Here is a 22,075-nt window from a genome sequence, read left to right on the forward strand (position 1 = left end):
AAATGCGATGTTGTGGCACCTGACCGTCGATTTCGGGATCGGTTCACCATTGCATTTCCTTGCCACCTACGAGGCCGCCATCACGTTCGCGCGGGAGGCGGTCGAAGGCGGCTGGGCGCGGGCCGTCGCCGTCGATGATCGCGTGGACCAGAGCTATCCGGCCATGCCGTGCCAGGGCCTGTTCGCCCAGCCGTGCCCGCCGAATTCCGTGCGTATTCCTAACTTCACCAGAAAGGTCGCAGATGCCCCCTGAGACGATGTTGGCCGCGGTACTCGGCGAGCCGGGGACGATCACCACGACGCGGTTGCCCGTCCCCGAGGTCGGACCGGACGACGTCCTGGTCCAGGTCCGCCGCGCGTCGCTGTGCGGTTCGGACCTCAAGATTCGAAGTCAGAAATTCTTCGGCGGCGACGGGCCGCCTTCGAAAGCCTTTGTCCCCGGGCATGAATACGCGGGTGTGGTGGTCGCGGTGGGCAGTAGCGTCGACGAGTTCGCGGTCGGCGATCGGGTGGTGACCGAGGCGCACCGCGGGTGCATGCGCTGCGTCAACTGTCTTTCCGGGTCCTATACCGACTGCTTGAACTCCGGCAAGCTGCACAAAGGCCATCGGACGCAAGGCATGACGGTCAACGGCGGATTCGCCGAATACGTCGTCAACCACGTGTCCACACTGCATCTGCTGCCGGACGCCGTCGACTTCGACGCGGCGGTCGTCCTCACCACCGTCGGCTCGGTCATGCACGCCTTCGACGCGCTCGGCTCGCTCGTGGTCGGCGCCAGCGTCGCCGTGATCGGCCCCGGCCCCATCGGGCTGCTGGCCGTCCAGGTCGCGCGCCAACTCGGAGCCGCACCCGTTGCGCTGATCGGCACTCGGGCCAGCCGGTTGGAACTCGGGAAACAGTTCGGCGCCGACCTGGTGATCGATTCGCGCACCGAGGATTCCGTTGCCGCCGTGCGCGATCTCACCGGCGGGCGTGGTGCCGATATCGTGCTCGAATGCTCGGGTGCCGGGCCGTCGGTCGATCAAGCGATCCGGATGGCCAAGCGGTCCGGAAAGGTCGTGCTGGTGGGCTTTTTCGAGCAGCCGGTGACGGCGGACCTCAATCATGCGGTCATGAACGGCATTTCGCTGCAAACGGTCCGTGGCGAAGGCGCCGGTTCGGTGGCCAGGGCCGTCTCCCTGGCCGGTCAGGGCAGAATGGACACCAATGCGCTTGTGACACACCATTTCCCGCTCGAGGACATCGGTGAGGCGTTCGACACCTATGCCGAACGCCGTGGCGATGCCATCAAGGTGATGCTGGACGTGTCCGACGACCCGCAAGCGCCATGATCGGTGCAGCGCATACGCAGGCCACCGAGACCGACTCGCGACGAGCGGTCGCCGCGGCGATGACGACCGCGGTCACGGCGTGGCTGGACACCCTGACCGACTCCCAGCGTGCCGCGGCGCTGTTCGATTCGCCGCTGGTCGCCGCGGCGAATGCCGAACGCGTGCGGTGGTATTACACCCCGACCGACCACGGCGGGCTGGCCCTGCGTGAGCAGTCCGCCGCCCAGCAGCGGCTGGCGATGCGACTGGTCGCCTCCGGGCTGTCCGAGGCCGGGTACGCCACCGTCGCCACCGTGGTCGGTCTGGAGAACATTCTGGACCAGGTCGAAGGCTGGAAAGCCGATTGGGCCAGGGAACGCGGACGCGACCCGGAGTTGTACTGGCTCAGGCTGTTCGGTACGCCGGGCAGCCCGGTGTGGGGTTGGCGCTTCGGCGGTCACCACATCTCGCTCAACTACCTCATTGTCGACGGTTGCCTCGTCTCGACGACACCCTGTTTCATCGGTGCCGACCCGGCGAGCACCGCCCTGCTGGGTGGTTCGCCGCTGCGGCCGCTCGGCGGGATCGAGGAGGTGGCAAGGAATCTGGCCCGCTCCTGCACCCCGGAGCAGCGCGAACACGCCTTGCTGCACGAGTCCGCGATCTCCGACATCGTGTCCGGCAATCGGGCCCGGGTGTCGCACGGCGACACCATGATGCATATGCAGGACCTGTGGCGCGGCCAGTTCGCCGACCCCGCGCTGAACGAACTCGTCGACGACATCGACCGGCGTGCGGAAGCGGCGACCGGATACACGGAGGCGGATCACGCGGCATTGGCAATTTCGGTGCCGCCCAAGGGAATCTGCGCACGGAGTCTCGACGCCACGCAACGGCAAGACCTGCGCCGGTTGATCGCGCTGTATACGGACCGCGCACCGGCCGCGATGGCGGCTGTCCATGCCGCGCGCTACGCCACCGACGCGGTCCTCGACGCCACCTGGTTCGGGTGGGCCGGAGGCATGGACCTCGATGATCCCCACTACTACCGGATCCAAGGACCGGACCTGCTCATCGAATACGACAACACCCAGCGCCGGGCCAACCACGCGCACGCCGTCTGGCGGGATCTGTCCGCCGACTTCGGATTCGATGCGCTCGCCGAACACCGAATGAACCACTCCCACTGACAGGCCGCCGCGCCGACCCGCAAAAGAGGCACCGTGACGAACAATTCGAAGACAAGCGTGACCGCATTCGCCGAGCAGCTGCGGTCCGGGGCGACAGCCGTGGGTTACTGGGTGGTATGCGACAACCCGGTGGCCACCGAACGGATCGCGATGCTGGATTACGACTACGTCTGCATCGACGCGCAGCACGGCCTGATCGAATATCGGGGCCTGCTCGCCGGAATCACCGCGATTGATGCCGCGGGGACCGCTGCCCTGGTCCGGGTGCAACTCAACGACCCGTTCTGGATCGGCCAGGCGCTTGACGCGGGCGCCTGCGGAGTCATTGTGCCCATGGTCGACACGGCGGCCGAGGCGGCAGCGGCGGTGGCGGCGTGCCGCTTTCCGCCGGTAGGCCGCCGCAGCAATGGCGCGCTGCGCGCGGGGCTGCGGATCGGCCCCTCGCTGGCCGAAGCCAACGTCCAGGTCGCGTGCGTGGTGATGATCGAGACCGCGGATGGCTTGCGCCATGTCGACGAGATCGTGTCGGTTCCCGGAGTCGACGCCCTCTACATCGGGCCCTCGGACCTGCGTCTCGCACTCGGCGGCGCGAGTCCCACCGACCCGGCGGTCGATGCCGAGTTCGAGGAGGCGCTTCGCGTGGTGCGCAAGGCCGCTGCCGCCGCCGGAAAAGCCGTGGGCATCCATTGCCCGAACGGTGCGGTTGCCGCACGCCGCCTGGCCGAGGGCTTCAACTACGTCAGCATCGCCAACGACTTGATGCATATGGAACAGGCAGCCAAAAGCCACCTCGCACAGGCGACCATCGAATAAAGGGCCGCCATACAGACCTGCAGCACGCTTCCGAGCGGCCTCGAAGTCGGGGCCATCAAGCGTCCGACTCGACAACTCCTACCTGACAACTTTGCGCGGAGTCGGCGGGGTGCACTCCCACACACCCCAGTCAGACGAAGGCTCCGACCCCGCAAAGGCCCGCGTTCCCTGCCGGAATCAACATCCCACAGCGGCCATCGGCCCCACCCCAACGATGGCGCTGACAGAGAGCATCCCCACCCTCACGTTCAATGGGGCCAGCTCCTGGACTGGCTCAAAGAGTTCGCCTCGGAGGCGATCAGGCGAGGGTGGGATCCGGAGGAGTATCCACCACCAAGGGCGATGGGCCAAAGATCCACGGCTGGTGGATGTATGGGCACGGCCGCAGTGTCGTTCGGGTTGTCGCTGAGGACGGTTCGGTGTGGCTTATCAGTGAGAAGGGCTGATGCAACCTGCTTAAAATCCCGTGAACCGAGGATTCGGAACTGGGCCGGGGGCCGGGCCGGCGAGTGCACGCACATGCCGCGCAGCTTGTCGGCGATGTCGAGGCGGTCCGGATCGGCGTGGATGGTGTTGCTGCGGAAGGCAATCGGCGGAGGTGCTCGAGTCAGGATTGGGCGTTCGGCTGGCCTGCGCGGTCAGGGGTAGGGATGAGGGTGCCTCGGATCGCGAGGTCGATATGAGGGCGGACGATGCCTAGCGGGGGTTTGATGCCCAACGCCGATAGGTCTATCCGTTTGGCGGCCGTGGCGATGAGTTGGGCGCCGTATTGTTCGAGTTCGACGTCGAGGCGGATGTCGGTCGTTGCGTCGCGGACGGTCAATACGCCGTCCACCTCGAGGCGCGTGGCACCGCGAGCGCCGGCGCGACCGTGGAAGGAAATCACCGGGTGGGTTTCCACGTCGAGGAACGTGGGTTCACGTAGATGCCGATCGCGAATATTGAGACCGGTTGCAATGCTTGCGGCATGCACTTCCAGTAGTACCGCGGCGGTTGCGTTCTTGTCCCAGGTTATCGAGCCGCTCGCTCGGCGAAAGCGACCGGAGACGGGGACTAGACCCCAACATCCGCGCGCGGAGAACCCGATGTCCGCGGTCGCTGGATCGAGTTCCCAGGTACCGGCTTGCTCCATTCTGCCGTTCATGCGGGACCGGCCGCGACGATGGGATTCTGCAGCTCGCCGACACCGTCGATCCGGCTGATCAGGATCTGGCCGGGTGTCAGGAAGCGCGGCGGATTCAGCGCGCTGCCGATTCCAGCCGGTGTTCCGGTGAATAGCAGGTCACCAGGCAGGAGAGGGAGCACGGCCGAGAGGCGTGAGATCAGCTGTGGCACTGGGAAGATCATGTCCTTGGTACTCGTCTTCTGCACTTCTACTCCATCGAGAGTGCAGGTCATGTGCAGGTCGTCGGGATCGGGCAGCTCGTCGGGGGTGACCAGCCAGGGGCCGATCGGGCCGTACCCGGGGAGGGATTTGCCGAGACTGAATTGCGGTGCGGGCCCGCGAAATTGGATGGAGCGTTCGGAAATGTCTTGGGCCACGGCGACACCGGCGACATGTTCCCAGGCGCGCTCGGCCGAGACGTCGCGTGCGTGGACGCCGATCACGACCGCCAGCTCGATCTCCCAGTCGGCGGTGCCGTCGGTCGGTACGGGAATGCTGCTATGGGCACTGGCCAGGCAGCTGGCGAACTTGGTGAACACGAGCGGGTCGCTCGGCAGGTCGAGACCGGACTCGGCGGCGTGCTGCCGGTAGTTCAATCCGATGGCGAAGATCTGCGGCGGGCGCGGCGCGGGAGGCTGCAGGAGCGCGAGGTCCAACGGCTCGGCGGTGGACAGGTCGGCGCTCTCCGCCCACTGTCGGAACCGGGTCCAACGTTCGTAGATCGACTGCGGTTCGGCGGTGAAACGCCCACCGCTGGCGCGTTCGACGTCAACGGCTCCGGCCGCGGTCACGATGACCAGGCGGCCATCGAGATTACCGATCCTCACTGTCACTCCTTGGCGTTGAAGATATTGTGGCTTTGTCTAATTCGAGGTATGTGCGGTCATATCCACGGATCCGCGGACAGGGCTCGGCAACCCGTGAAAAGGATCTTGTCGACACGGGAACGGCTTACGAGACCTGCCGCGGAACTTTCGAGATGCTGTAGCACCGATTCGACGTCCACGCCGAGCAGTCGACCGTCGCGCTTGACGATGCGTCCGTCCACGATGACGGTGTCCACGTTGCTGGTGTCCATGTGCTGCACGATCGCACCCGCCGCGTGATTCACCGGTCCCGCGTTGAGCGTGCGCGCGTTGAGCGTGATGACGTCTGCCCGCTTGCCCGGTGTCAGGGATCCCACGAGGTGATCGAGATGAGCGCCTTGCGCACCGCCGAGGGTTGCCATTCGGAGTATGTCGCGAACCGAGATCGGCTGTACCTCAGTCGAATTGGACTGCCTAGCGACTTCTATGCGACTGCGCTGCCAGGTGTAGGCCGCGCGCATCTGGGAGAAGAAGTCGACGGGTGCGATGCCGACCGTGTCGGTGCCGAAGCTCGTGGCGATCCCATGGTCGAGAGCTGCCTGCAGGGCGGGTTGCCCCATCGCCAGCGTCTGCTCCGCACTGGCAGAGACCGACACCGTGCCGCCGGTTCGCTGGATGACTTGCCAGGCGGCATCTTCGAGGCCGAGGCAGTGGATGTAAGTGATCCAAGGCCCGAGCAGTCCCTTCGTTTCGAACTGTTCGAGCACGCGCCCCCAAGTGGCGTCGTTGACGTGCGCGAACATCGGCAGCTCGAGATCTCGGGCGAGCGCGAACAAATCCTCGTCGATGTGATAGCCCAACGCGAGCCGGATCAGGGTCTGATCGCCGGCTGCCCCGGCATTCGCGAGCAGGCGGTGGATGTCGTGCGGGTGGGCATACGAGGGATCCGGCTCGTGATCGCCCAGCGACGGCGAAAGGCTGAAGACACAACGGATTCCGGATCGGCGGATGCCATCGAGCGCAGCGTCGGTGTGGTCGGGGGTGTAGGAACATTGCGAGGTGTCGACGACGGTTGTGGTGCCCGCGGCCAGGTTCTCCAGCGCTCCGCCGAACTGTCCCCAGTAGACGTCGTCGGGTGTGTACTGATGAAACAGCGCGTCGGTGCCGACCCGGGATTGCATGAAGTAATCGACGTCGAGGGCGTCGGACCAGAAGGAGCGCAACGCGGTCTGAAACATGTGGTGATGCGAATTCACGAAGCCGGGAAGAATGATCTTGCCCGTGCAATCGACCACCTGCGCGTCGGCATGCACCTCCTGGCCGACTTCGGCGATCCGGCCGTTCTCGAGTAGCACGTCCCCGCGCTCGAAATCGCCCAGGCTCTCGTCCATCGTGAGCACGATCCCGCCGCGTAGCAACAAGCGTCCGTCTATCTCGTTCATAATGGTAACAGTGTTGCCGTTATTGTGAGGAGTGTCAACGGGTGGCCCGATCTGGGCGCCTGCCTATATTCGGCAACGGCGTCGCCTTTAGTGATTGACACACCCTCGAATAAAGGCAACACTGTTGCCGATAAGGATCCGTGTGGGCGACCGCAGGCCTCTACGTGATCCAAGCCGCTCCGCCTCGCCTGGAGATTTCATGCCCTTTGCAATCCGTGTCGGATTGACCGCCGTGCTCGGGTGCGCGTCACTGCTGGCCGGTAGCTGTTCTTCGGTGTCGCATCCGATCGTGCGCGACACTCACATCACCGCTGACTTCCGCAGCATTGCCGGTGTATACGAGGGCAATCCCATTACGGTGCTCGGCTTGCAGGTCGGGACGGTGGACAAAATCATCCCGCGCAGTGGTTTCGTCGAGGTTCACATGAGCGTCGACGGAACGGTGGAGATTCCCAAAGATGTTGTAGCGGCGCTCATTTCACCGTCCATCGTCACCGACCGGCACATCGAGCTCACGCCACGCTACACCGGTGGCCCCACCCTGCCGGACAACTCGCACCTGAGTGTCGAGTCCACTCGCACTCCGGTGGAGTTGGACGCGATGATCAGGACGATCGACGAGTTCTCCGCGGCTCTGAAACCCGAACCGGGCACTCGAATCGGACCACTTTCCGGTCGGGTGCTGTACCCCCTGCTGGACCGGCAGGGCGAAAAGCTGCGCGACAGTCTCGACGCCTTGTCGGGCGCGCTGCAGGTCGGCGCGCAGAACAAGGACGCGATCAGCTCGATCATCGTCAAGCTGAACGAGCTGACCACGATGCTCGCCGACAATGACAGCTCGGTGCGCGACTTCAGCGCAAACCTCACGCAGATGACGTCGATGCTGGCCGAGCAGGCCCCTGGCCTCCAGGCCGCGCTCGATCAACTCGATGGGTTCCTGGCCGATACCAGCACCACCTTCGGTCAGTACTCGGACCGGTTGGCCTACACGCTGTCCGGGTTGACGGCGGTGACAAATCAGTTGCGTGCCAACGCCGCTGGAATCACCGAGGTTGTCGACGTTGCGCCCCTGCTGTTCCAGAACCTCGACCGATCGGTCGATCGCTCCGACCGATTTCTGCGCGCTCACGCGGTATTGGGTACTTCGCTGTCCGGAGAGGCGATCAGCCTGTTCTGTGAGCGCATTCAGATGCGCTCCGACGGCTGCCGCACTGGAAAGGTGCAAGACTTCGGCCCTGACTTCGGGCTCATGGCAGCAATGTTGGGCCTGACCCCTTGAGAGTGCGTCGGGGCGGGCACCGGCGCACCGTCGAGGGGCTGCGATGGACGGTTCAGGCTCCGCGCAGAGCGGCGTCGAGTTCCGAGGCATCGGCCCAGCTGCCGTGGAATCCCATGGGAACCCGATGGTTCAGCTTGATCCGGGCGATGGGTGCGGCCGTGAAGTCCCGCGCGTCCTGGACGACGACCTCGCTACGATCGACGGCGGGATCCCACCAAATGGACAGCAGCCAACCGTCATCCTCGTCCGTGGCATCAGGGCGTGGCACGAATTGTGGTTCGCTGGGTGAGGTCAGCGAACCGTCGAGGGGTTGGACCGACGTCTGGCCCGTGAGGTAGTCGTGCTTGGCCACGCCGTCGGTGAACCAGTCTCCGACCCCTCGGGTCGTGGCGTAGTAGCCGTACCGATGCGACAACCCGGTGCGCTGCTCGTTGATCTGAGGGAACTCGCCGAGGATGTCGGTGGTCTGGCTGTCCTTCACCGTCCCCGCGGCGAGGTCGAGTTCCCACCGCCAGGGTGTGGCGACCAGCTGCTTGAACCACCAGTTCCAATCCCCGCCCGGCGGTGGGGATTCGAGCTCCTTACGGGTGGGACCGAAGCGCTCCGTACGGTGCCCATCGACCACGATTCGGGTGCCATCCTGATAGGCATTGAGGAAGTGAGTGGGCGCGAAAACGTCGGGGGAGTCGAGCCAGCGAACTACACCGGTCTTGCGATGCAGGACGGCCCATCGGCAGATCGACAATGTCTCCGGTTCCCAGACTGTCGAGGGCTGGCCGTTGAAGACGTTCTCGATGCGGACCATCGCCGGATAGGCCAGGAAGATCGCGTAGTCGGGCGTGACGGCGTAATCGTGGACGAAAGTGGGAACGCCCAGGTCGACGAGGTGACGATCGAGGATCTTGCCGTGCCGGTCGGCCCGGTACCAGGTGAGGGCGCCGTTGACGTTGCCGAAGAACAGGAAGTCACCGTTGGTCGGGTCGACTTTGAAATGGGCCGTCATCGGTCCGACGATCTCGCCACCGAAGTCGTAGCACCGGCTGACCGTCTCCAGGGTGTCCGGACGCAGCTCGTGTGGAGCGGCCGCTTCGCAAAGTACCAGCAATCGATTGTCGTAGAGAGTCACGTGCGTGTTCGCTGGGTTCTTCGGGAGTGTGCCCGGTGGCAGTGCAACGTCCGAGCCATGCATGAAGCTGCCGAAGATCGCTTGGCCCCGTTGCCTTTCCAATTGCAGCCCCGCAGTGGCGACGTACCGGTTGCGATAGGTTGCTCTGCCGTCGCGGAGGAAGATGGCGTTGATCATCCCGTCGCCATCGAACCAGTGATGCCGAGTGGGATCAATCGGGCGATAGGCCTGACTGCTGCTGACTCGATACAGCGCGCCACTCAGCTCACGCGGGAGCCGTCCCTCGATTTCCAGATCGAAGGCCTCGCCCTCTTCTCGCCATGGTGCGTAAGGGCCGTTGAGAAACATGTTCGTGGGGTCCCACATGGGCACTCCTCTTTGTCATGACTGGAATCCGGGTGTGACCACGGTTCAATATGGTACGAATCCGTTCTATATGGAGAGCTTCGCATGAGTGTGGGAGAAACGCAATCGTACTATTTGTGCTGTGATGGCGGTCTCAGCCTGGCTTGGCCCCTAGTTCATGGCGTCGAAGATCTGTGGTGCCGAGCTGAGTGTTGGGAGGTACCGCATGCTGCTGCATGACGCGACGGCGGGTTTCGTGGATCGCGGCGGTGGCGGACTTTGGCGGGGCTCGACGCGTCCGCCCAGGATGGTCCGTCGGCCGTCGCCGGGCCTGCCGTCAACTCAAAATGGCTGTGCGCCTGGATGAAATGGAAACTAACTTGCTCCGCCTAAATGCCCCACCGAACAGGAATCCTGGCACGGCGAGATCGAGGGGCTCCCACCGCGCGCCCGCCTAGGTCAGAACCGTTGTCGTTCACCGTGTTCGGTGGGATCCGCCCGCATTACCGCTGTTGCGCCGCCTTGCCGAGGTCCAGGACACAACGCGACTTGGTTAGGGGTGCGCGACGACCAGATCGTCGCGGGCGGGGAGATCGCGGGCGGCGGGCTCACCGCAGCGCTGACTCTGCTCGTTCGCGACCGGGGCCAGGCCGAGATCGCATTCCGGATGCCCATCTACCTACCAGAGGTCGCAGGTTGCGAGCCATCTTGGCTGCCAGTCGGAATCCTGGCGCAGGTTCGAGCGCTCGATGCCGCGGAACCGGTGGGATGTGATGGGAATTTTAGTGCCATTTTGCGTGCCATTTTGCGGCCGGAATGGTGCGAATCCATAGGTTTCGGCAGGACACGATGGGACGTCTCGGGATCGTGAAATCGCAGGTCAGAATAGGAGACCCCCCCAAGATCGCCTGGTCAGTGGCCGATCTTGGGGGTTCTACGAGATGATGAAAAAGTGATGGTCTAGGACCAGGCATTTCGGCCGCTCGGTGGGCGTTTTGTGCCTCTGAAGTGCCACTTTGGGTGCCACTTTGAGCCGGTTCGAGAGGTGGCCTCTACGGTCGAGTCCTTCGTCGTCGGTGGGTGGATGAAGAAGGACTGACGGTTTCTGCTGGTCAGCGGGTCATGAACCTCTGAACCGGGTCGCAGAGTGCCATTTTGGTGTCAGTTTGAATGGATTCGGCTGTTCCGGGACGCCAGTCTTGTCGACTGTGACGATGCCGCTGGTGGACCGGCATGCCGGTGCATGCGACCCCGCAACGAATTCCTTATCGATGTGCCCCTGTCGAGCGCAGCTGTCCACCCGCCGGTTCCTTCTTCATCGTCTCGAGGATGACCTTCAGCGGGATCGTCGTGGCTTCGGTGTCGAGGTTCCTGATGACAGTGTGGATGTGCTCGAGTCGTTGCAGGCGCGGATTGTAGTTGAGTGGGATGGCGTCGAGACGAATCGCCCGTGACCCACTGACGTCGCACCGTTGCTACGCGACACGCAGGTTGGTAGTCAGTCCGTGTAAGTAGGCAGCGCCGGTTCGCTGGCGACGAATGGTTGTTGCAGTGCTTGGATGCCGCCGAGAGTGACGCCGTGGGCTTCGCCGGTGAGCATTGCGGGTGCATCCGCGTACGGCATGAATTGGGTTGAGCAGACTGTGGAGTCGATGCGGGTGGGGTCGGCGGTGCCGTCGTGGGTGAGGGCGTCGAGGGTCAGGGCCCAGGAGATGGAGTCGCCGACGATGAGGCCGTGGTCGGCGATGCGGGTGGCGCAGAGGTTTTGGAGGGCGATGTTGCGGGCGCCGGTGAGGGTGCTGGCGGTGGGCTGGGGGAGGACTACTTCGTCGAACATGCTGTAGATGCTGGTGTAGTCGATGGTGTCGGGCAGTTTGTCGCGGGTCAGACGGCGCAGGAATTGCGAGCCGGGCCGCATCTGCCAGGCGAGTGCTGGGCACAGGGAGGCAGCGCACAGCAGGTCGGCGTCTGCGGTGCCGTTGTAAACGCCTGCCAGAGAAACGTATTTGTCGACGGCCGCGGCAGCACTGGGCCAGAACTTCAGCGCCCACAAGGCCAGTGGTGCGCCTTGGCTGTAGGCGACGACCGAGATCGGCTGTCCGGAGCGCACATTCGCGACCCGGATGGCATTGACGACGACTTCGGCGCTCTCGTACACGCTCGTCACTGCTCGGTCGAGTTCGACGGTGCACACCGCGAACCCGGCGGCCTCCAACCCTGATCGCCAACCCCACGACCAGGTTTCGGCGGCGTCGATCGCGGTTCCGGGCACGAGTAGGACAGTCTTCTTCCGTGCGATGTCCGGACCGCAGTCGACGGCTGCATCCAGGGAGGATTGCGGGGTGGTCAGTGGCGGGTCGGTCGCTTCCGCGCCGGCGGTCGGTGCGTGGAGGCTGGTCAGCACGACCGAGGACAGTGCGGCAAGAACAAGGGCGCGCAACGTTGGGCTCCTGTGGGTGAATCGATTCGGTCAGCGTGGGGTGGTGTCGGGGAAGCCGTCGCCGAGCCAGTTCGCGAGCACGCGGTCGCGGACGGCGGCGGGGACGTTGTGGGCGAAGCCGGTGCGCTCGGGGCGAGTCACGCCCACGGGCGGAAGGCAGTTGTAGACGATGCGGGGGTTCATCCAGCCCTGCGGGTAGTTCCCGATGGCCGGGAAAATGTAGGGCGTGGTCGGCCAATTGAGGACGCCCTCGACGAGAATCCGGTTTTCGGGCCTGGTGTCGTAGCGACCCTGCAGCGCCCACACGACCTCGCCGAGATCGGCCGGGTTCACGTCGTCCTCCAGCACGATGACGGTATTGAGCGGGGTGCCGTGCCCACGCATGCCGAGCGCGGTTTCGGCGATGCGGCGGGACAGGATTCGGCCGTCGGATTCGACGTCGCGCCAGTCGTCGGTGACGGTGACGACGAGCCATCCGCAGGCGGATTCGAAGGGTGTCCAGGCGGTGGCGACGGGCAGGCCCGCGGTCCGCAGGGTGACCACCATTTCGGCGGCCATGCCAGGGCCGATGATGGTGTGGGTTTCGTCGGCGGGTTCGCCGGAGGAGGAGAACGGGAAGATCGGGTTGTCCCGGTGGGTGATCGCGTCGACGTGATAAACCGGCTCGGGGGCGGGGGTGTCCGGGAACATGTAGCCGCCGAAGTCGCCGTAGGGGCCTTCCAACGCGAGTTCGGAGATGGAGAGCCGGCCCTCGATGACGATCTCGGCGGTCGCGGGAACCTCCAGATCGTTGGTCTCGCACGTGATCACTTCGACGGGTTCGCCGAAATAGCCACCGATGTAGTTGACCTCGTCGATGTCACGCGGCAGCGGTGAGCCCCCCGCGAACAACGCCAGGGGTTCGACGCCGAGCGCGAGCGCGAAAGGCATGTCCTGCCCCAGTTTTCGCCATTCCGCGAAGATCTGGCCGAGGTGCTGGAACGGCATGACGGTCCCGGTGGCCCGACGCTCGTCGAGCACCTGGATACGGGCGACGGACCAGTTCGTCCAGCGGCCGTCAGGGCTGCGGACGATGATGATGCCCAGGGTGTTGAGGTAACGGCCGCCGTCTCCCGCATGCAGATATGGCGAGGGCAGCGTCGTCAGGTCGACCTCATCACCGAGCAAGATGTGCTGTTTGCAGGGCGCGGCCTCGACGCGCACCGGGGGGATCGGGGCGCGATCGCGCGCGGCGACGAGCGTTTCGATGATCTCGCGCGCATCGGCGTGCGGATCCAGGCCGAGAGTGAGGGCCAGGCGGGAGAGGTGCTGTCCGGGAATCCGGCTGGTGCCGACCGGTGCGGTGAGGGCACGGAAGCCGGGCGCGGTGTCCGTGATCGAGGTGAACAGTGCTGCGGGGGAGCCGGTTTCGTAGATCCGGCGGGAGATGGCGCCCATTTCGAGGTTCCAGTCGACCTCGCGCTCGACCTCGACCAGCTCGCCTATCTCGCGGAGCGCCTCGATGTAGTCGCGCAGACTCGAAAAGCGTTTCATGCCAACTCCTGTTCACCCTTGATTGCACACAGTATCGTACACTCTGTTCGATATTGGAAGACTCCGAAAGAGGTTGTCCGGTGCTGGTCAAAGACCGTCTCGCGCGGGCGAACGCGCACTTCATCGCCGGTCGTAGCCCGGCTCAACTGGCGATACTCGACCGCGGTCCGGTGCGCCGGGTCGTGCTGGCAACGCTGCCCACGCTCATGCGATTGTTGTTCGACGAGTCGGGCACGCGGGCGCTCGGAGGCGATCCGCTGTCGGGCACGCTCGAACTGAATATTCGCCGACCCGATGGAACGGGCGTCGACCCGTTCGAGATCGCGATTCGCGACGGCGGCTGTACGGTGTCCCGCCGCAGCAGCTTTCGCCGTCCCGACGCTCGAGTGACCATCGGACTGGCCGACATGGTGCGGATGGGCAGCGGCGCGGTCGACCCTGGCCGGTTCGTCGCCGAGGGCATGGCCGACGGGCGGATTAGCATGGGGGGCGATCCGTTCCTCTTCCTGGCCGTTCCCAATCTGTTTCGGATGGCCAACCGGAAACTGATCTGAACACCCCGTCGTCGCGAATGCGCACAGGATGTTCGACATATCGTTCGACCAGTGGGCTGCTCGAGCGATAGGATTCGTTCATGGCATCGGTAACCCGCAACAAGAGTAGCCACCGTGATCGGCGCACCGCGACGGCTCGTCGCGTGCTCGAGGCGACGGACGCGTTGTTGCGGGGCGGGGAGCGGTTCACCGAGATTCCGGTGGAGCGCTTGCTGGCCGAGGCGGATGTCTCGCGGTCCACGTTCTACGTCCATTTCGCCGACAAGTCGGTTCTGCTCGCACAGCTGGCGGAGCAGGCTCTCGCCGATATCCAGGCGGCGGCCGAGGTGTGGTGGTCGCTCGAGCATGCGATCGGACCGGAGCCGGCGGCGAAGACGATTCGCGGGATGATCAAGGTCTATCGCAGGCACGCACACGTCTTGCGCGCCCTGACCGAGGTCTCGACCTATGACGACGCGGTGGGTGCGCTGCGACGGCAGCGGATCGAGGACTACACCGCGATGTCGGCCCGCCGGATGCTCGAGGAGCAGCGGCAGGGGTTGATCGCCGCGGAGGTGGATGTCGACTACACGGCTTCGATGGTGATCCACCTGATCGACGGCGCGATCATGGAGCACATCGCCTACGGCTCGCCGCGCGATGACGCACGGCTGGCGAATGCGCTGGCCCGAATGGGCTGGCTCGCGCGCTACGGGCGGATCCCGGCCGAAGGTGCCGCCGGGCTGGGCTGAATCGCCGCTCGCACACACGAAATACGGGCCGCTGCGACCTTCGTCGCGGCGGCCCGCGTCTTGACACCTGTGGCCTTCCGAATGCAATATCGAACAGACTGTTCGACACACTGGTGTGTCGGCGCCGTATTTCGAAGGAGGCGGCGGTGAAGTCGCTGCTCAAGTTGCCCGAGGATTTCGAGCTACCAGCCCTCCGTCCACAGCAACCGGCGCCGCCCCGGCCGGGGAGCGGCCTGAAGTCGATCCCGGGTGACGCCGGACTGCCCGTCGTGGCCGATACGTTTCGATACTTCCCGGATCCCGGCGCCTGGTGCGTGCGGCAATACCACCGGTACGGACCCGTGTCGTGGTTCGGGCTGATCGGGCTCACCGGGGTGGCCGCGCTCGGCCCGGACGCCTGGGATGTGGTGGCGCGCAACAAGGATCGCGCCTTCGCGGCAGGTCCGGGGTGGGGCAAGATGATCGGCCCGTTCTTCACCCGCGGTCTGCTGCTGCTCGATTTCGACGAGCACCTTTTCCACAAGCGGGTCATGCAGGAGGCGTTCGGCCGGCCGCGGCTGATCAGCTACCTGGACGAGATGAACCCGGCCATCACCGCCGCACTGGCGAAATGGCAACCGGGGCAGCGATTCCCGGCCAGCCGTCAGCTCAAACAGCTGACCCTGGACGTGGCGACCCGGGTGTTCATGGGTGAGGAACCGGGGCCGGAGTCCGACGAGCTGAACGCCGCCTTCACCGACTGCGTGTACGCGGGCTCGGCCCCGATCCGCTTCCGGATGCCGGGCGCACGCTACCGGCTGCCGGGCACCAGGTGGGCTCGCGGGCTCGACGGCCGCAAGGTACTCGAGCGCCACTTCTACGAGCGTCTCGCGGACAAGCGCGCATCCACGGGCAACGACCTGTTCACCGTGCTGTGCCACGCGCGGACCGGGAACGGCGAGGAGTTCACCGATGTGGACGTGGTCAACCACATGATCTTCCTGATGCTGGCCGCGCACGACACCGCGACCATCACCATGACCACCATGCTCTACCAGCTGGCCAAACATCCGCAGTGGCAACAACGTTGCCGCGAGGAATCCCTGGCGCTGGGCAAACCGGCCCTGGAGTTCACCGATCTCGATCGGCTGCCCGCACTGGACATGGTGATGAAGGAAGCGCTGCGCCTGGTCGCACCGATCCCGCACATGCTGCGCTACACGGTGAAGGACACCGAAATCCTCGGCCACTTCGTCCCGCAGGGCACCTATGTGCTCGTCAACCCGCAGATGAGCCATCAGCTCCCCGAAATCTGGCCCGACCCGGCGCGATTCGATCCGGAGCGTTTCGCCGAGGACCGCCGCGAGGACAAGGCGCACAAGAACGCCTGGGTGCCGTTCGGTTCGGGCGCGCACAAGTGCATCGGCATGTACTTCGCGGGTATGGAGATCAAGGCGACCCTGCATCAGATGCTGCAGCGCTTCGAGTGGTCGGTCGAACCGGGTTACGAGATTCCCTGGGACCGTTGGACATTGCCGATCGCCAAGGACGGCATGCCGGTCGACCTGCGCCCGCTGCGGTAGTGGAACCGAACTCGCTTCGGACGTTGACAACGCCCGCAAGTATCGAACACTATGTTCGACAACTAGTTCATCAAAGTGCGCGTCCGCGCCCGACCCGAGGCCAGTGATGTCGACCAGAACAACTCCCCGAAAGCCGGTCACCGCCCCGGTTCTCCAGGTGCACCGCCCCGCGGACGGCACCGTGCTCGCGGAACTACCGATGACGACCGCCGCACAGGTGCACGAGAAGGTGGAGGCCTTGCGCGTCGCGCAGCCCGCCTGGGAGGCGCTCGGTGTCGCCGGGCGCGCCAGACACTTGGAGAACCTGCGAGATTGGTTGCTCGACAACCAGGAACGCATGCTCGGGCTCATGCAGGCGGAGGCGGGAAAGCCGCGTGCCGACGCCATGATCGAGCTGGGCTGGATGGGCGACATCGTGAACACCATGGCCGCGGGCAGCCCGAAGTGGCTGGCGGATCGGCACGTTCGCCCGCATCTGCCACTGCTGGCGACCCGCCGGTTCACCGTGGTGCGGCGGCCCTTCCCGGTGGTCGGGGTGATCGGTCCGTGGAACTTCCCGACCGTGCTCTGCGCCGGCGACGGCATTCCCGCGCTGTTCGCGGGCGCGGTGGTGCTGCTCAAGCCCTCGGAGATCACACCGCTGGCGTGTGCGGAGGTGGTGCGCGCCTGGCGCGAGGACATCGGCGCCCCACCCGTGCTCGACGTCGCGATCGGACTGGGCGAGGTCGGCGCGGCACTGGTCGATGCCGTGGACTTCGTGCATTTCACCGGCTCGGTGCGGACCGGGATGCTGGTCGCCGAGCGGGCGGCCAAGACGGTGACACCGGTGAGCCTCGAACTCGGCGGCAAGGATCCCTTTGTGGTGCTGCGGGATTCGAATATCGCCCGGGCGGCCAACTGCGCGGTGTTCAGCGGCCTCGCCAACAACGGCCAGGTGTGCGTGTCCACCGAGCGCATCTACGTCGAGGCTCCGATCTACGACGAATTCGTGGCACGGGTGGTGGCCAATGTGCGCGCGCTGCGCCGGGGCACCGACGGCCCGCACATCGGCGTCGAACTCGGCGCGATGACCTCCGCGGCCCAGATCGGCATTGTCGAAGACCATGTGCGCGAGGCGATCTCGAAGGGTGCGCGCGTCCTGACCGGCGGCAGCCGGGTCGAGCGCGCGGGCAACTGGTTCGAGCCGACCGTCCTGGTCGATGTGGACCACTCCATGAAGGTGATGGTGGAGGAGACCTTCGGGCCGGTGCTGCCGATCATGAAGGTCGCCGACGCGGAGGAAGCCATCCGGCTCGCCAACGACTCCGAATTCGGGCTCTCGGCAACGGTTTTCAGCGGCGATGTGAAGCGCGGTGAGCAGGTGGCGCGGCGGATCGAGGCCGGTTCGGTGAACGTCAACGACTACGGATCCACCACCACCTGCCTGGATGTGCCGATGGGCGGCTGGAAGAAATCCGGCATCGGCTCGCGGGCCGGGTCGACCGCGGTCACGAAATACACCCGCACCCAGGCGATCGCCAGCCCGCGCGTGCCGACCCTCGACACCGAGGCGTGGTGGTTCCCGTACTCGCCGCTGAAGCAGGGCGTCGTGGAGTGGGGCCTGCGCCTCCTCAACGCACGCGGCCTGCGACGACTCGGCCTGCGCCGCGATCTGGCCGTCGACGGACGGTGACGAGCGTGGAAACAACAACCCGCACAACAGGACTGGAGAACAAGGCATGACCGCGGATCACACGGCGGAATCGGCTCGGATCGGCCGCCTCTACGTCGAACTGCTCGGCAATCGTGAGTTCGAGAAGGCCGCCGCGCTGTGGAAGGCGGGCGAGATCGACGACATCGTCGGCGTCGGCAAGCTCCGGGCCCCGGAGGGGGTCGTCTCCTTCTTCGAGGGCGTGGTCGCGGCCGTACCGGACATGCGCCACGAGGTCCTATCGGTCACCGCGCAGGATGACCGGTGCGTGGTGCTGTGGCGCATCTTCGGCACCTTCGACGGGTCCGGCACCCTGATGGGGCTCGCCCCCAACGGCCGTGCGCTGAGCATGCTCGGCACCGACGTACTCACCATTCGCGACGGCCAGATCGTCTCGAACACCTCGCTGTCCAACGGCCTCGAGGTGGCACGCCAGCTCGCCGTCATGCCGCCGCAGGGTTCGATCGCCGAACAGGTGACCTTCGGTCTGGTCAATTCGCTTGCACCGCTGGCCAAGGCGGTGCGCCGCAAGCGTGCCGAGAGCGCGCGGATACCGGCCGACGCCCTGGCGGACAAGCACGTTGTCATCACGGGCGCGGCGCGTGGCATCGGGCGCTGCACCGCGGAGGCCTTCGTAGCGGCGGGCGCTCGGGTGGCCATCGGTGACCTGGACGGCGCGGCCGCCGAGGCCACCGCTGCGGAGATCGCCACACGCACCGGCGGGCACGTCCTCGGTTTCGCCGTGGACGTCACCGACACCGCGGCGTTCGCGCACTTCCTCGACGCGGCCGAGGACGCTCTGGGCGGATTGGATGTCCTGGTCAACAATGCCGGGATCATGCCCACGGGAGCATTTCTCGAGGAATCGGATCTGCTTACCGACCGCCAGATCGAGGTGAATGTGAAGGCGGTCATCACCGGCGCCAAGCTCGCCGGTGGGCGCTTCGCCCGCCGACGCAGCGGCCATATCGTGAATGTCGCCTCCATGGCCGGTCTGTCCCCGGCTCCCGGCGTGGCGGTCTACTGCGCCACCAAGGCAGCCGTCGTGTCCCTCGGCGACGCGCTGAATCAGGAGTTCACCGGAACCGGCGTGCGGGTCAGCACGATCGCGCCGTCGCTGGTGCGGACCGAGCTCTCGGCGGGAATTCCGGTGCCGCGCATGCAGGAACGCTTCCTGCTGGTCGATCCGGAGGAGGTCGCCGCCGCGGTCGTCGCGCAGGTGGTCGGCCGTCGGGGCGGCCTGGTCACCGTGCCCCGCGCGACCGGCGCGTTCGTCCAGTCGACCCGAATGCTGCCCGAAGGCCTGCGCAACACTCTCTACCGCGTCACCGGCGTCAGCTCGGCCAACTTCCGCACCGACGAGACGGCCCGCAAGAGCTACCGCGACCGGATCGCCGCGGAAAGCGCGGTGGCGCAATGACACTCGCAGACAGATTCGCCACGGTGATCGTTCCCGGGCACCGCGCGACCGCCGAGGAACTCGACGAGCTGTTCGCGGCGGCCGAGAGCATCGGCATCGAATTCATGCTGGGGGAGTGGGACGGCGGGCATTTCGCGCTCGGACATCCGATCGAGAAGCAACTCGACGCCATGCGCTGGGCCGGTAAGTCGTTCACCGACCGCGACACGGTCTCCCCGATCGTCTGTTTCGATGCGGCCGGCGGGCGCGCGGCCAACCCGTCCTTCGGTGGTGCGCGCCTGCGGGAGATGGTCTATCAAGGCTCGGTGACCGCCACCATGGTCTACGACGAGCTGCCCATGTTCGATCACTTCCGCAGGATCGACGACGACACCGTCATGGGCGCGATGGACAGCAAGGGCCGCACCAAACCCGGCTACTTCTATCTCACCCGCCGTGCCACGGCGGAGATCGAGACCTCCGAGAATGCGGAATCTGATACCAGCGCCGAGATTTCCGGCTCGGCCTCCGTGTTCAAGGCTCAGGTGCCGCCGCTGTTCATCGACGCGGCGTTGATCCGGGCGCGGAGCGGGCCGTTCTCGATCGAACAGGTCGAGCTGGAAGCGCCCCGCGCCGATGAAGTGCTGGTGCGGATAGCCGCCACGGGTCTGTGTCACAGCGACCTCACGCTGGCCGGGATGTTCGTGGCCGGGCAGTCGCCCCTCGTGCTCGGCCACGAGGGCGCGGGAACAGTGACCGCCATCGGCGATGAGGTCACCGATCTGGCCGTGGGCGATCGAGTGGTTCTCAGCTATGCCTGGTGCGGACGATGCCGAAACTGCCTGCGCGGCAAAATGGCCTACTGCGCCGAGGCCGGCACCCTGAACCTGCTCGGTGTGCGCCCCGACGGCAGCACCGGCATGCGACAGGACGACCGCGACGTGCGCGGCCGGTTCTGCGGCCAGTCGTCGTTCGCCGGGTACGCCCTCGCCGCCGCACACACCGTGGTGCGGGTGCCCGCGGACATCCCGTTCGAGATACTGGCTCCGCTGGGCTGCGGGGTGCAGACCGGTGCGGGAACCGTGCTGAATTCCCTGCGCCCCGAACCCGGTTCGACGCTGGCGGTGTTCGGCGCGGGATCGGTCGGCATGGCGGCGATCCTGGCCGCCCGGGTCGCCGACTGCGAGCAGATCATCGCGGTCGACCCGCGCCCGGAGCGGCGAGCCTTGGCGCTGGAGCTGGGGGCGAGCGCCGCGTTCGCCCCGGCGGAAGCCAAGGACGGCATTCGCGCGGCCACGGGATCCGGTGTCGATTTCGCCGTGGACTGTGTCGGCAGCCCGGACGTGGTGCGCGCGGCGGTGGGCGCGCTGGACAGCCCTGGCGTCTGCGCGACCGTCGGCGTGCGGGGCAAGGCCAATCCGATCGAGCTGGATCAGACCAAGCTCGTCGGCAAGGGCCAGACGGTGCGGGGTGTGGTCGAAGGTGATTCGGTGCCTTCGGCTTTCGTTCCCCTGCTGGTGGATCTGTACCGCGCGGGCCGGTTCCCGGTGGACCGGATGGTCACGACCTTCCCCTTCGAGAAGATCAATGACGCCGTCGCCGCCACTCGGGACGGCACCGCGGTCAAAGCGGTGCTGACCTTCGGCGAGGCATGAGGGAGACGACCATGACCCGCAGGCTGATCATCGGAGTGAGCGGCTCCAGCGCACCGCAATTGGGCTATGCCATGTTGAAGGCGCTGCACGGGCGCACCGACGTGGAGACGCACCTGGTGCTGACCCGTGGCGCCGAGCTCAGCATCAAGCTCGAAATGGGTATGTCCGCAGGCGAATTCGAGGCCCTGGCCGATGTCGTGCACGATGCGGCGAACCTGGGCGCGTCGATCTCGTCGGGCTCCTTCCGCACCTGCGGCATGGTCGTCGTTCCGTGCTCGATGAAGACCCTGGGCGCCATCGCCTCCGGCACCAGCACCGACCTGGTCGGCCGAGCCGCCGACGTATGCCTGAAGGAGCGGCGCAGGCTGGTGCTGGTGACCCGGGAGACACCGTTGAACCTCATCCACATTCGGAACATGGAGACCGTCACCCTGGCCGGAGCGACGGTCCTGCCACCGGTCCCGGCGTTCTATCACAAGCCGCGCACCATCGACGACCTGCTGAATCAGACGGTGGGCAAGGTGCTCGACCAGTTCGACATCGAGCACTCCCTGTTCGAGCGCTGGTCATGACGGTCCCCGCGGAAGTTCGTACGGCGCTGGCCGGTCGTCCCGAGGTCGGCGCGTGGGATCCCATGTTCCCCTTGCTGACCGTGGACACGACCGGTTTCCCACACGTGTGCCTGCTGGGCCGCGCGGAGCTGTCCACCGACGCCGACCACGTGTACGCCGTGCTCGCGAGCCCAACGACGGTCGGCAACCTGAAGCGAACCGGACTGGCCACCCTGATCGTCATCGGGGCCACGGCCGCCGCGTACTGCAAGCTGACAGCGGGCCCGGGTCAGCTCGAGCGCGACGGGCTGCACGGCTTCGAATTCACCCTCGCGGAGGTGAAATTCGACAGCGCCGCAGTCGATCTCACCCCGCCCCGATTCCAGGTCGATGCCCGCCTGACCGAGTCGGAGCGCTGGCAGGACTCGGCGGCGCTGCTCGCCGAACTGGCCGGAAACCACACGATCCACTGAGCGAACAG

At 65.9% G+C, this 22,075-nt stretch carries 19 protein-coding genes; 13 read left to right on the plus strand and 6 right to left on the minus strand.

What is annotated here, in order from left to right:
- The first annotated feature begins 7 nt into the window (after nt 1–7).
- The 4 genes from ON43_RS45555 to ON43_RS15005 are packed head-to-tail and all read left to right on the plus strand — an operon-like array spanning nt 8 to nt 3,316.
- Entirely contained in the window at nt 8–253 is a 246-nt protein-coding gene (locus tag ON43_RS45555; protein WP_051178461.1) for a hypothetical protein, read from the plus strand.
- Nucleotides 243–1,334, plus strand: a complete 1,092-nt coding sequence (locus ON43_RS14995) for a zinc-dependent alcohol dehydrogenase (protein ID WP_063712552.1) — start codon at nt 243–245, stop codon at nt 1,332–1,334. Before ON43_RS45555 ends, ON43_RS14995 begins: the two co-directional genes overlap by 11 nt.
- The gene (locus ON43_RS15000) at nt 1,331–2,503 is read left to right on the plus strand and encodes a DUF3500 domain-containing protein (protein ID WP_051178463.1); all 1,173 of its coding nucleotides are present in this window, start codon (nt 1,331–1,333) and stop codon (nt 2,501–2,503) included. Before ON43_RS14995 ends, ON43_RS15000 begins: the two co-directional genes overlap by 4 nt.
- A gap of 33 nt (nt 2,504–2,536) precedes the next feature.
- Nucleotides 2,537–3,316: an HpcH/HpaI aldolase family protein gene (locus ON43_RS15005; RefSeq protein WP_051178464.1), complete on the plus strand. Its 780-nt coding sequence runs from the start codon at nt 2,537–2,539 to the stop codon at nt 3,314–3,316.
- Nucleotides 3,317–3,923: 607 nt separating this feature from the next.
- Here the strand turns inward: ON43_RS15005 and ON43_RS43695 are convergent.
- The 3 genes from ON43_RS43695 to ON43_RS15020 are packed head-to-tail and all read right to left on the minus strand — an operon-like array spanning nt 3,924 to nt 6,729.
- Nucleotides 3,924–4,448 carry a YceI family protein gene (locus ON43_RS43695; protein ID WP_083913425.1) on the minus strand — a complete coding sequence of 175 codons (525 nt, stop codon included), beginning with the start codon at nt 4,446–4,448 and terminating at the stop codon, nt 3,924–3,926.
- Nucleotides 4,449–4,456: 8 nt separating this feature from the next.
- Nucleotides 4,457–5,308, minus strand: coding sequence for a fumarylacetoacetate hydrolase family protein (locus ON43_RS15015; RefSeq protein ID WP_040808147.1), 852 nt, complete (start codon nt 5,306–5,308; stop codon nt 4,457–4,459).
- A gap of 56 nt (nt 5,309–5,364) precedes the next feature.
- Nucleotides 5,365–6,729 carry an amidohydrolase family protein gene (locus tag ON43_RS15020; protein ID WP_157514040.1) on the minus strand — a complete coding sequence of 455 codons (1,365 nt, stop codon included), beginning with the start codon at nt 6,727–6,729 and terminating at the stop codon, nt 5,365–5,367.
- 223 nt (nt 6,730–6,952) lie between these two features.
- On the opposite strand from ON43_RS15020, the gene ON43_RS15025 reads away from it, so the two are divergent.
- Nucleotides 6,953–8,008: an MCE family protein gene (locus tag ON43_RS15025; protein ID WP_245568596.1), complete on the plus strand. Its 1,056-nt coding sequence runs from the start codon at nt 6,953–6,955 to the stop codon at nt 8,006–8,008.
- A 52-nt stretch (nt 8,009–8,060) separates the two neighbouring features.
- On the opposite strand, the gene ON43_RS15030 is transcribed toward ON43_RS15025, so the two are convergent.
- From ON43_RS15030 to ON43_RS15040, 3 genes are all read right to left on the minus strand, one after another.
- Complete coding sequence (locus ON43_RS15030; protein WP_040807929.1) at nt 8,061–9,500, minus strand: carotenoid oxygenase family protein; 1,440 nt, start codon at nt 9,498–9,500, stop codon at nt 8,061–8,063.
- A 1,477-nt stretch (nt 9,501–10,977) separates the two neighbouring features.
- Entirely contained in the window at nt 10,978–11,919 is a 942-nt protein-coding gene (locus tag ON43_RS15035; protein WP_051178466.1) for an esterase/lipase family protein, read from the minus strand.
- Nucleotides 11,920–11,949: 30 nt separating this feature from the next.
- On the minus strand, nt 11,950–13,452 hold the full coding sequence (locus ON43_RS15040) for a UbiD family decarboxylase (protein WP_040807930.1): 1,503 nt from the start codon (nt 13,450–13,452) through the stop codon (nt 11,950–11,952).
- A gap of 80 nt (nt 13,453–13,532) precedes the next feature.
- Here ON43_RS15040 and ON43_RS15045 point away from each other — a divergent pair, with 80 nt between their 5' ends.
- From ON43_RS15045 to ON43_RS42505, 8 genes are all read left to right on the plus strand, one after another.
- Entirely contained in the window at nt 13,533–14,006 is a 474-nt protein-coding gene (locus ON43_RS15045; RefSeq protein ID WP_040807932.1) for an SCP2 sterol-binding domain-containing protein, read from the plus strand.
- A gap of 80 nt (nt 14,007–14,086) precedes the next feature.
- Entirely contained in the window at nt 14,087–14,737 is a 651-nt protein-coding gene (locus ON43_RS15050; RefSeq protein ID WP_157514041.1) for a TetR/AcrR family transcriptional regulator, read from the plus strand.
- A gap of 155 nt (nt 14,738–14,892) precedes the next feature.
- Nucleotides 14,893–16,299: a cytochrome P450 gene (locus tag ON43_RS15055; RefSeq protein ID WP_245568609.1), complete on the plus strand. Its 1,407-nt coding sequence runs from the start codon at nt 14,893–14,895 to the stop codon at nt 16,297–16,299.
- Nucleotides 16,300–16,405: 106 nt separating this feature from the next.
- Nucleotides 16,406–17,971, plus strand: a complete 1,566-nt coding sequence (locus ON43_RS15060; RefSeq protein ID WP_040807933.1) for an aldehyde dehydrogenase family protein — start codon at nt 16,406–16,408, stop codon at nt 17,969–17,971.
- A 46-nt stretch (nt 17,972–18,017) separates the two neighbouring features.
- Nucleotides 18,018–19,409, plus strand: a complete 1,392-nt coding sequence (locus ON43_RS43705; protein ID WP_083913427.1) for an SDR family NAD(P)-dependent oxidoreductase — start codon at nt 18,018–18,020, stop codon at nt 19,407–19,409.
- Complete coding sequence (locus tag ON43_RS15070; RefSeq protein ID WP_083913428.1) at nt 19,406–21,043, plus strand: DUF4334 domain-containing protein; 1,638 nt, start codon at nt 19,406–19,408, stop codon at nt 21,041–21,043. The genes ON43_RS43705 and ON43_RS15070 overlap by 4 nt, the downstream gene beginning before the upstream one ends.
- Nucleotides 21,044–21,054: 11 nt before the next feature.
- The gene (locus ON43_RS15075; protein ID WP_040807935.1) at nt 21,055–21,615 is read left to right on the plus strand and encodes a UbiX family flavin prenyltransferase; all 561 of its coding nucleotides are present in this window, start codon (nt 21,055–21,057) and stop codon (nt 21,613–21,615) included.
- Nucleotides 21,612–22,067 (plus strand): hypothetical protein, encoded by a 456-nt coding sequence (locus ON43_RS42505; RefSeq protein ID WP_051178468.1) that lies wholly within the window; start codon nt 21,612–21,614, stop codon nt 22,065–22,067. Before ON43_RS15075 ends, ON43_RS42505 begins: the two co-directional genes overlap by 4 nt.
- The last annotated feature ends 8 nt before the right edge of the window (nt 22,068–22,075 follow it).

Origin of the sequence: Nocardia concava NBRC 100430 (assembly GCF_000308815.1) — a bacterium.
In the GTDB taxonomy this organism is placed as follows: domain Bacteria; phylum Actinomycetota; class Actinomycetes; order Mycobacteriales; family Mycobacteriaceae; genus Nocardia; species Nocardia concava.

Coding starts and splice junctions, on each gene's coding strand:
- ON43_RS45555 (WP_051178461.1), top strand. CDS start 8: ATGTTGTGGCACCTGACCGTCGATTTCGGGATCGGTTCACCATTGCAT.
- ON43_RS14995 (WP_063712552.1), top strand. CDS start 243: ATGCCCCCTGAGACGATGTTGGCCGCGGTACTCGGCGAGCCGGGGACG.
- ON43_RS15000 (WP_051178463.1), top strand. CDS start 1,331: ATGATCGGTGCAGCGCATACGCAGGCCACCGAGACCGACTCGCGACGA.
- ON43_RS43695 (WP_083913425.1), bottom strand. CDS start 4,448: ATGGAGCAAGCCGGTACCTGGGAACTCGATCCAGCGACCGCGGACATC.
- ON43_RS15020 (WP_157514040.1), bottom strand. CDS start 6,729: ATGAACGAGATAGACGGACGCTTGTTGCTACGCGGCGGGATCGTGCTC.
- ON43_RS15030 (WP_040807929.1), bottom strand. CDS start 9,500: ATGTGGGACCCCACGAACATGTTTCTCAACGGCCCTTACGCACCATGG.
- ON43_RS15040 (WP_040807930.1), bottom strand. CDS start 13,452: ATGAAACGCTTTTCGAGTCTGCGCGACTACATCGAGGCGCTCCGCGAG.
- ON43_RS15050 (WP_157514041.1), top strand. CDS start 14,087: ATGGCATCGGTAACCCGCAACAAGAGTAGCCACCGTGATCGGCGCACC.
- ON43_RS15060 (WP_040807933.1), top strand. CDS start 16,406: ATGTCGACCAGAACAACTCCCCGAAAGCCGGTCACCGCCCCGGTTCTC.
- ON43_RS43705 (WP_083913427.1), top strand. CDS start 18,018: ATGACCGCGGATCACACGGCGGAATCGGCTCGGATCGGCCGCCTCTAC.
- ON43_RS15070 (WP_083913428.1), top strand. CDS start 19,406: ATGACACTCGCAGACAGATTCGCCACGGTGATCGTTCCCGGGCACCGC.
- ON43_RS15075 (WP_040807935.1), top strand. CDS start 21,055: ATGACCCGCAGGCTGATCATCGGAGTGAGCGGCTCCAGCGCACCGCAA.
- ON43_RS42505 (WP_051178468.1), top strand. CDS start 21,612: ATGACGGTCCCCGCGGAAGTTCGTACGGCGCTGGCCGGTCGTCCCGAG.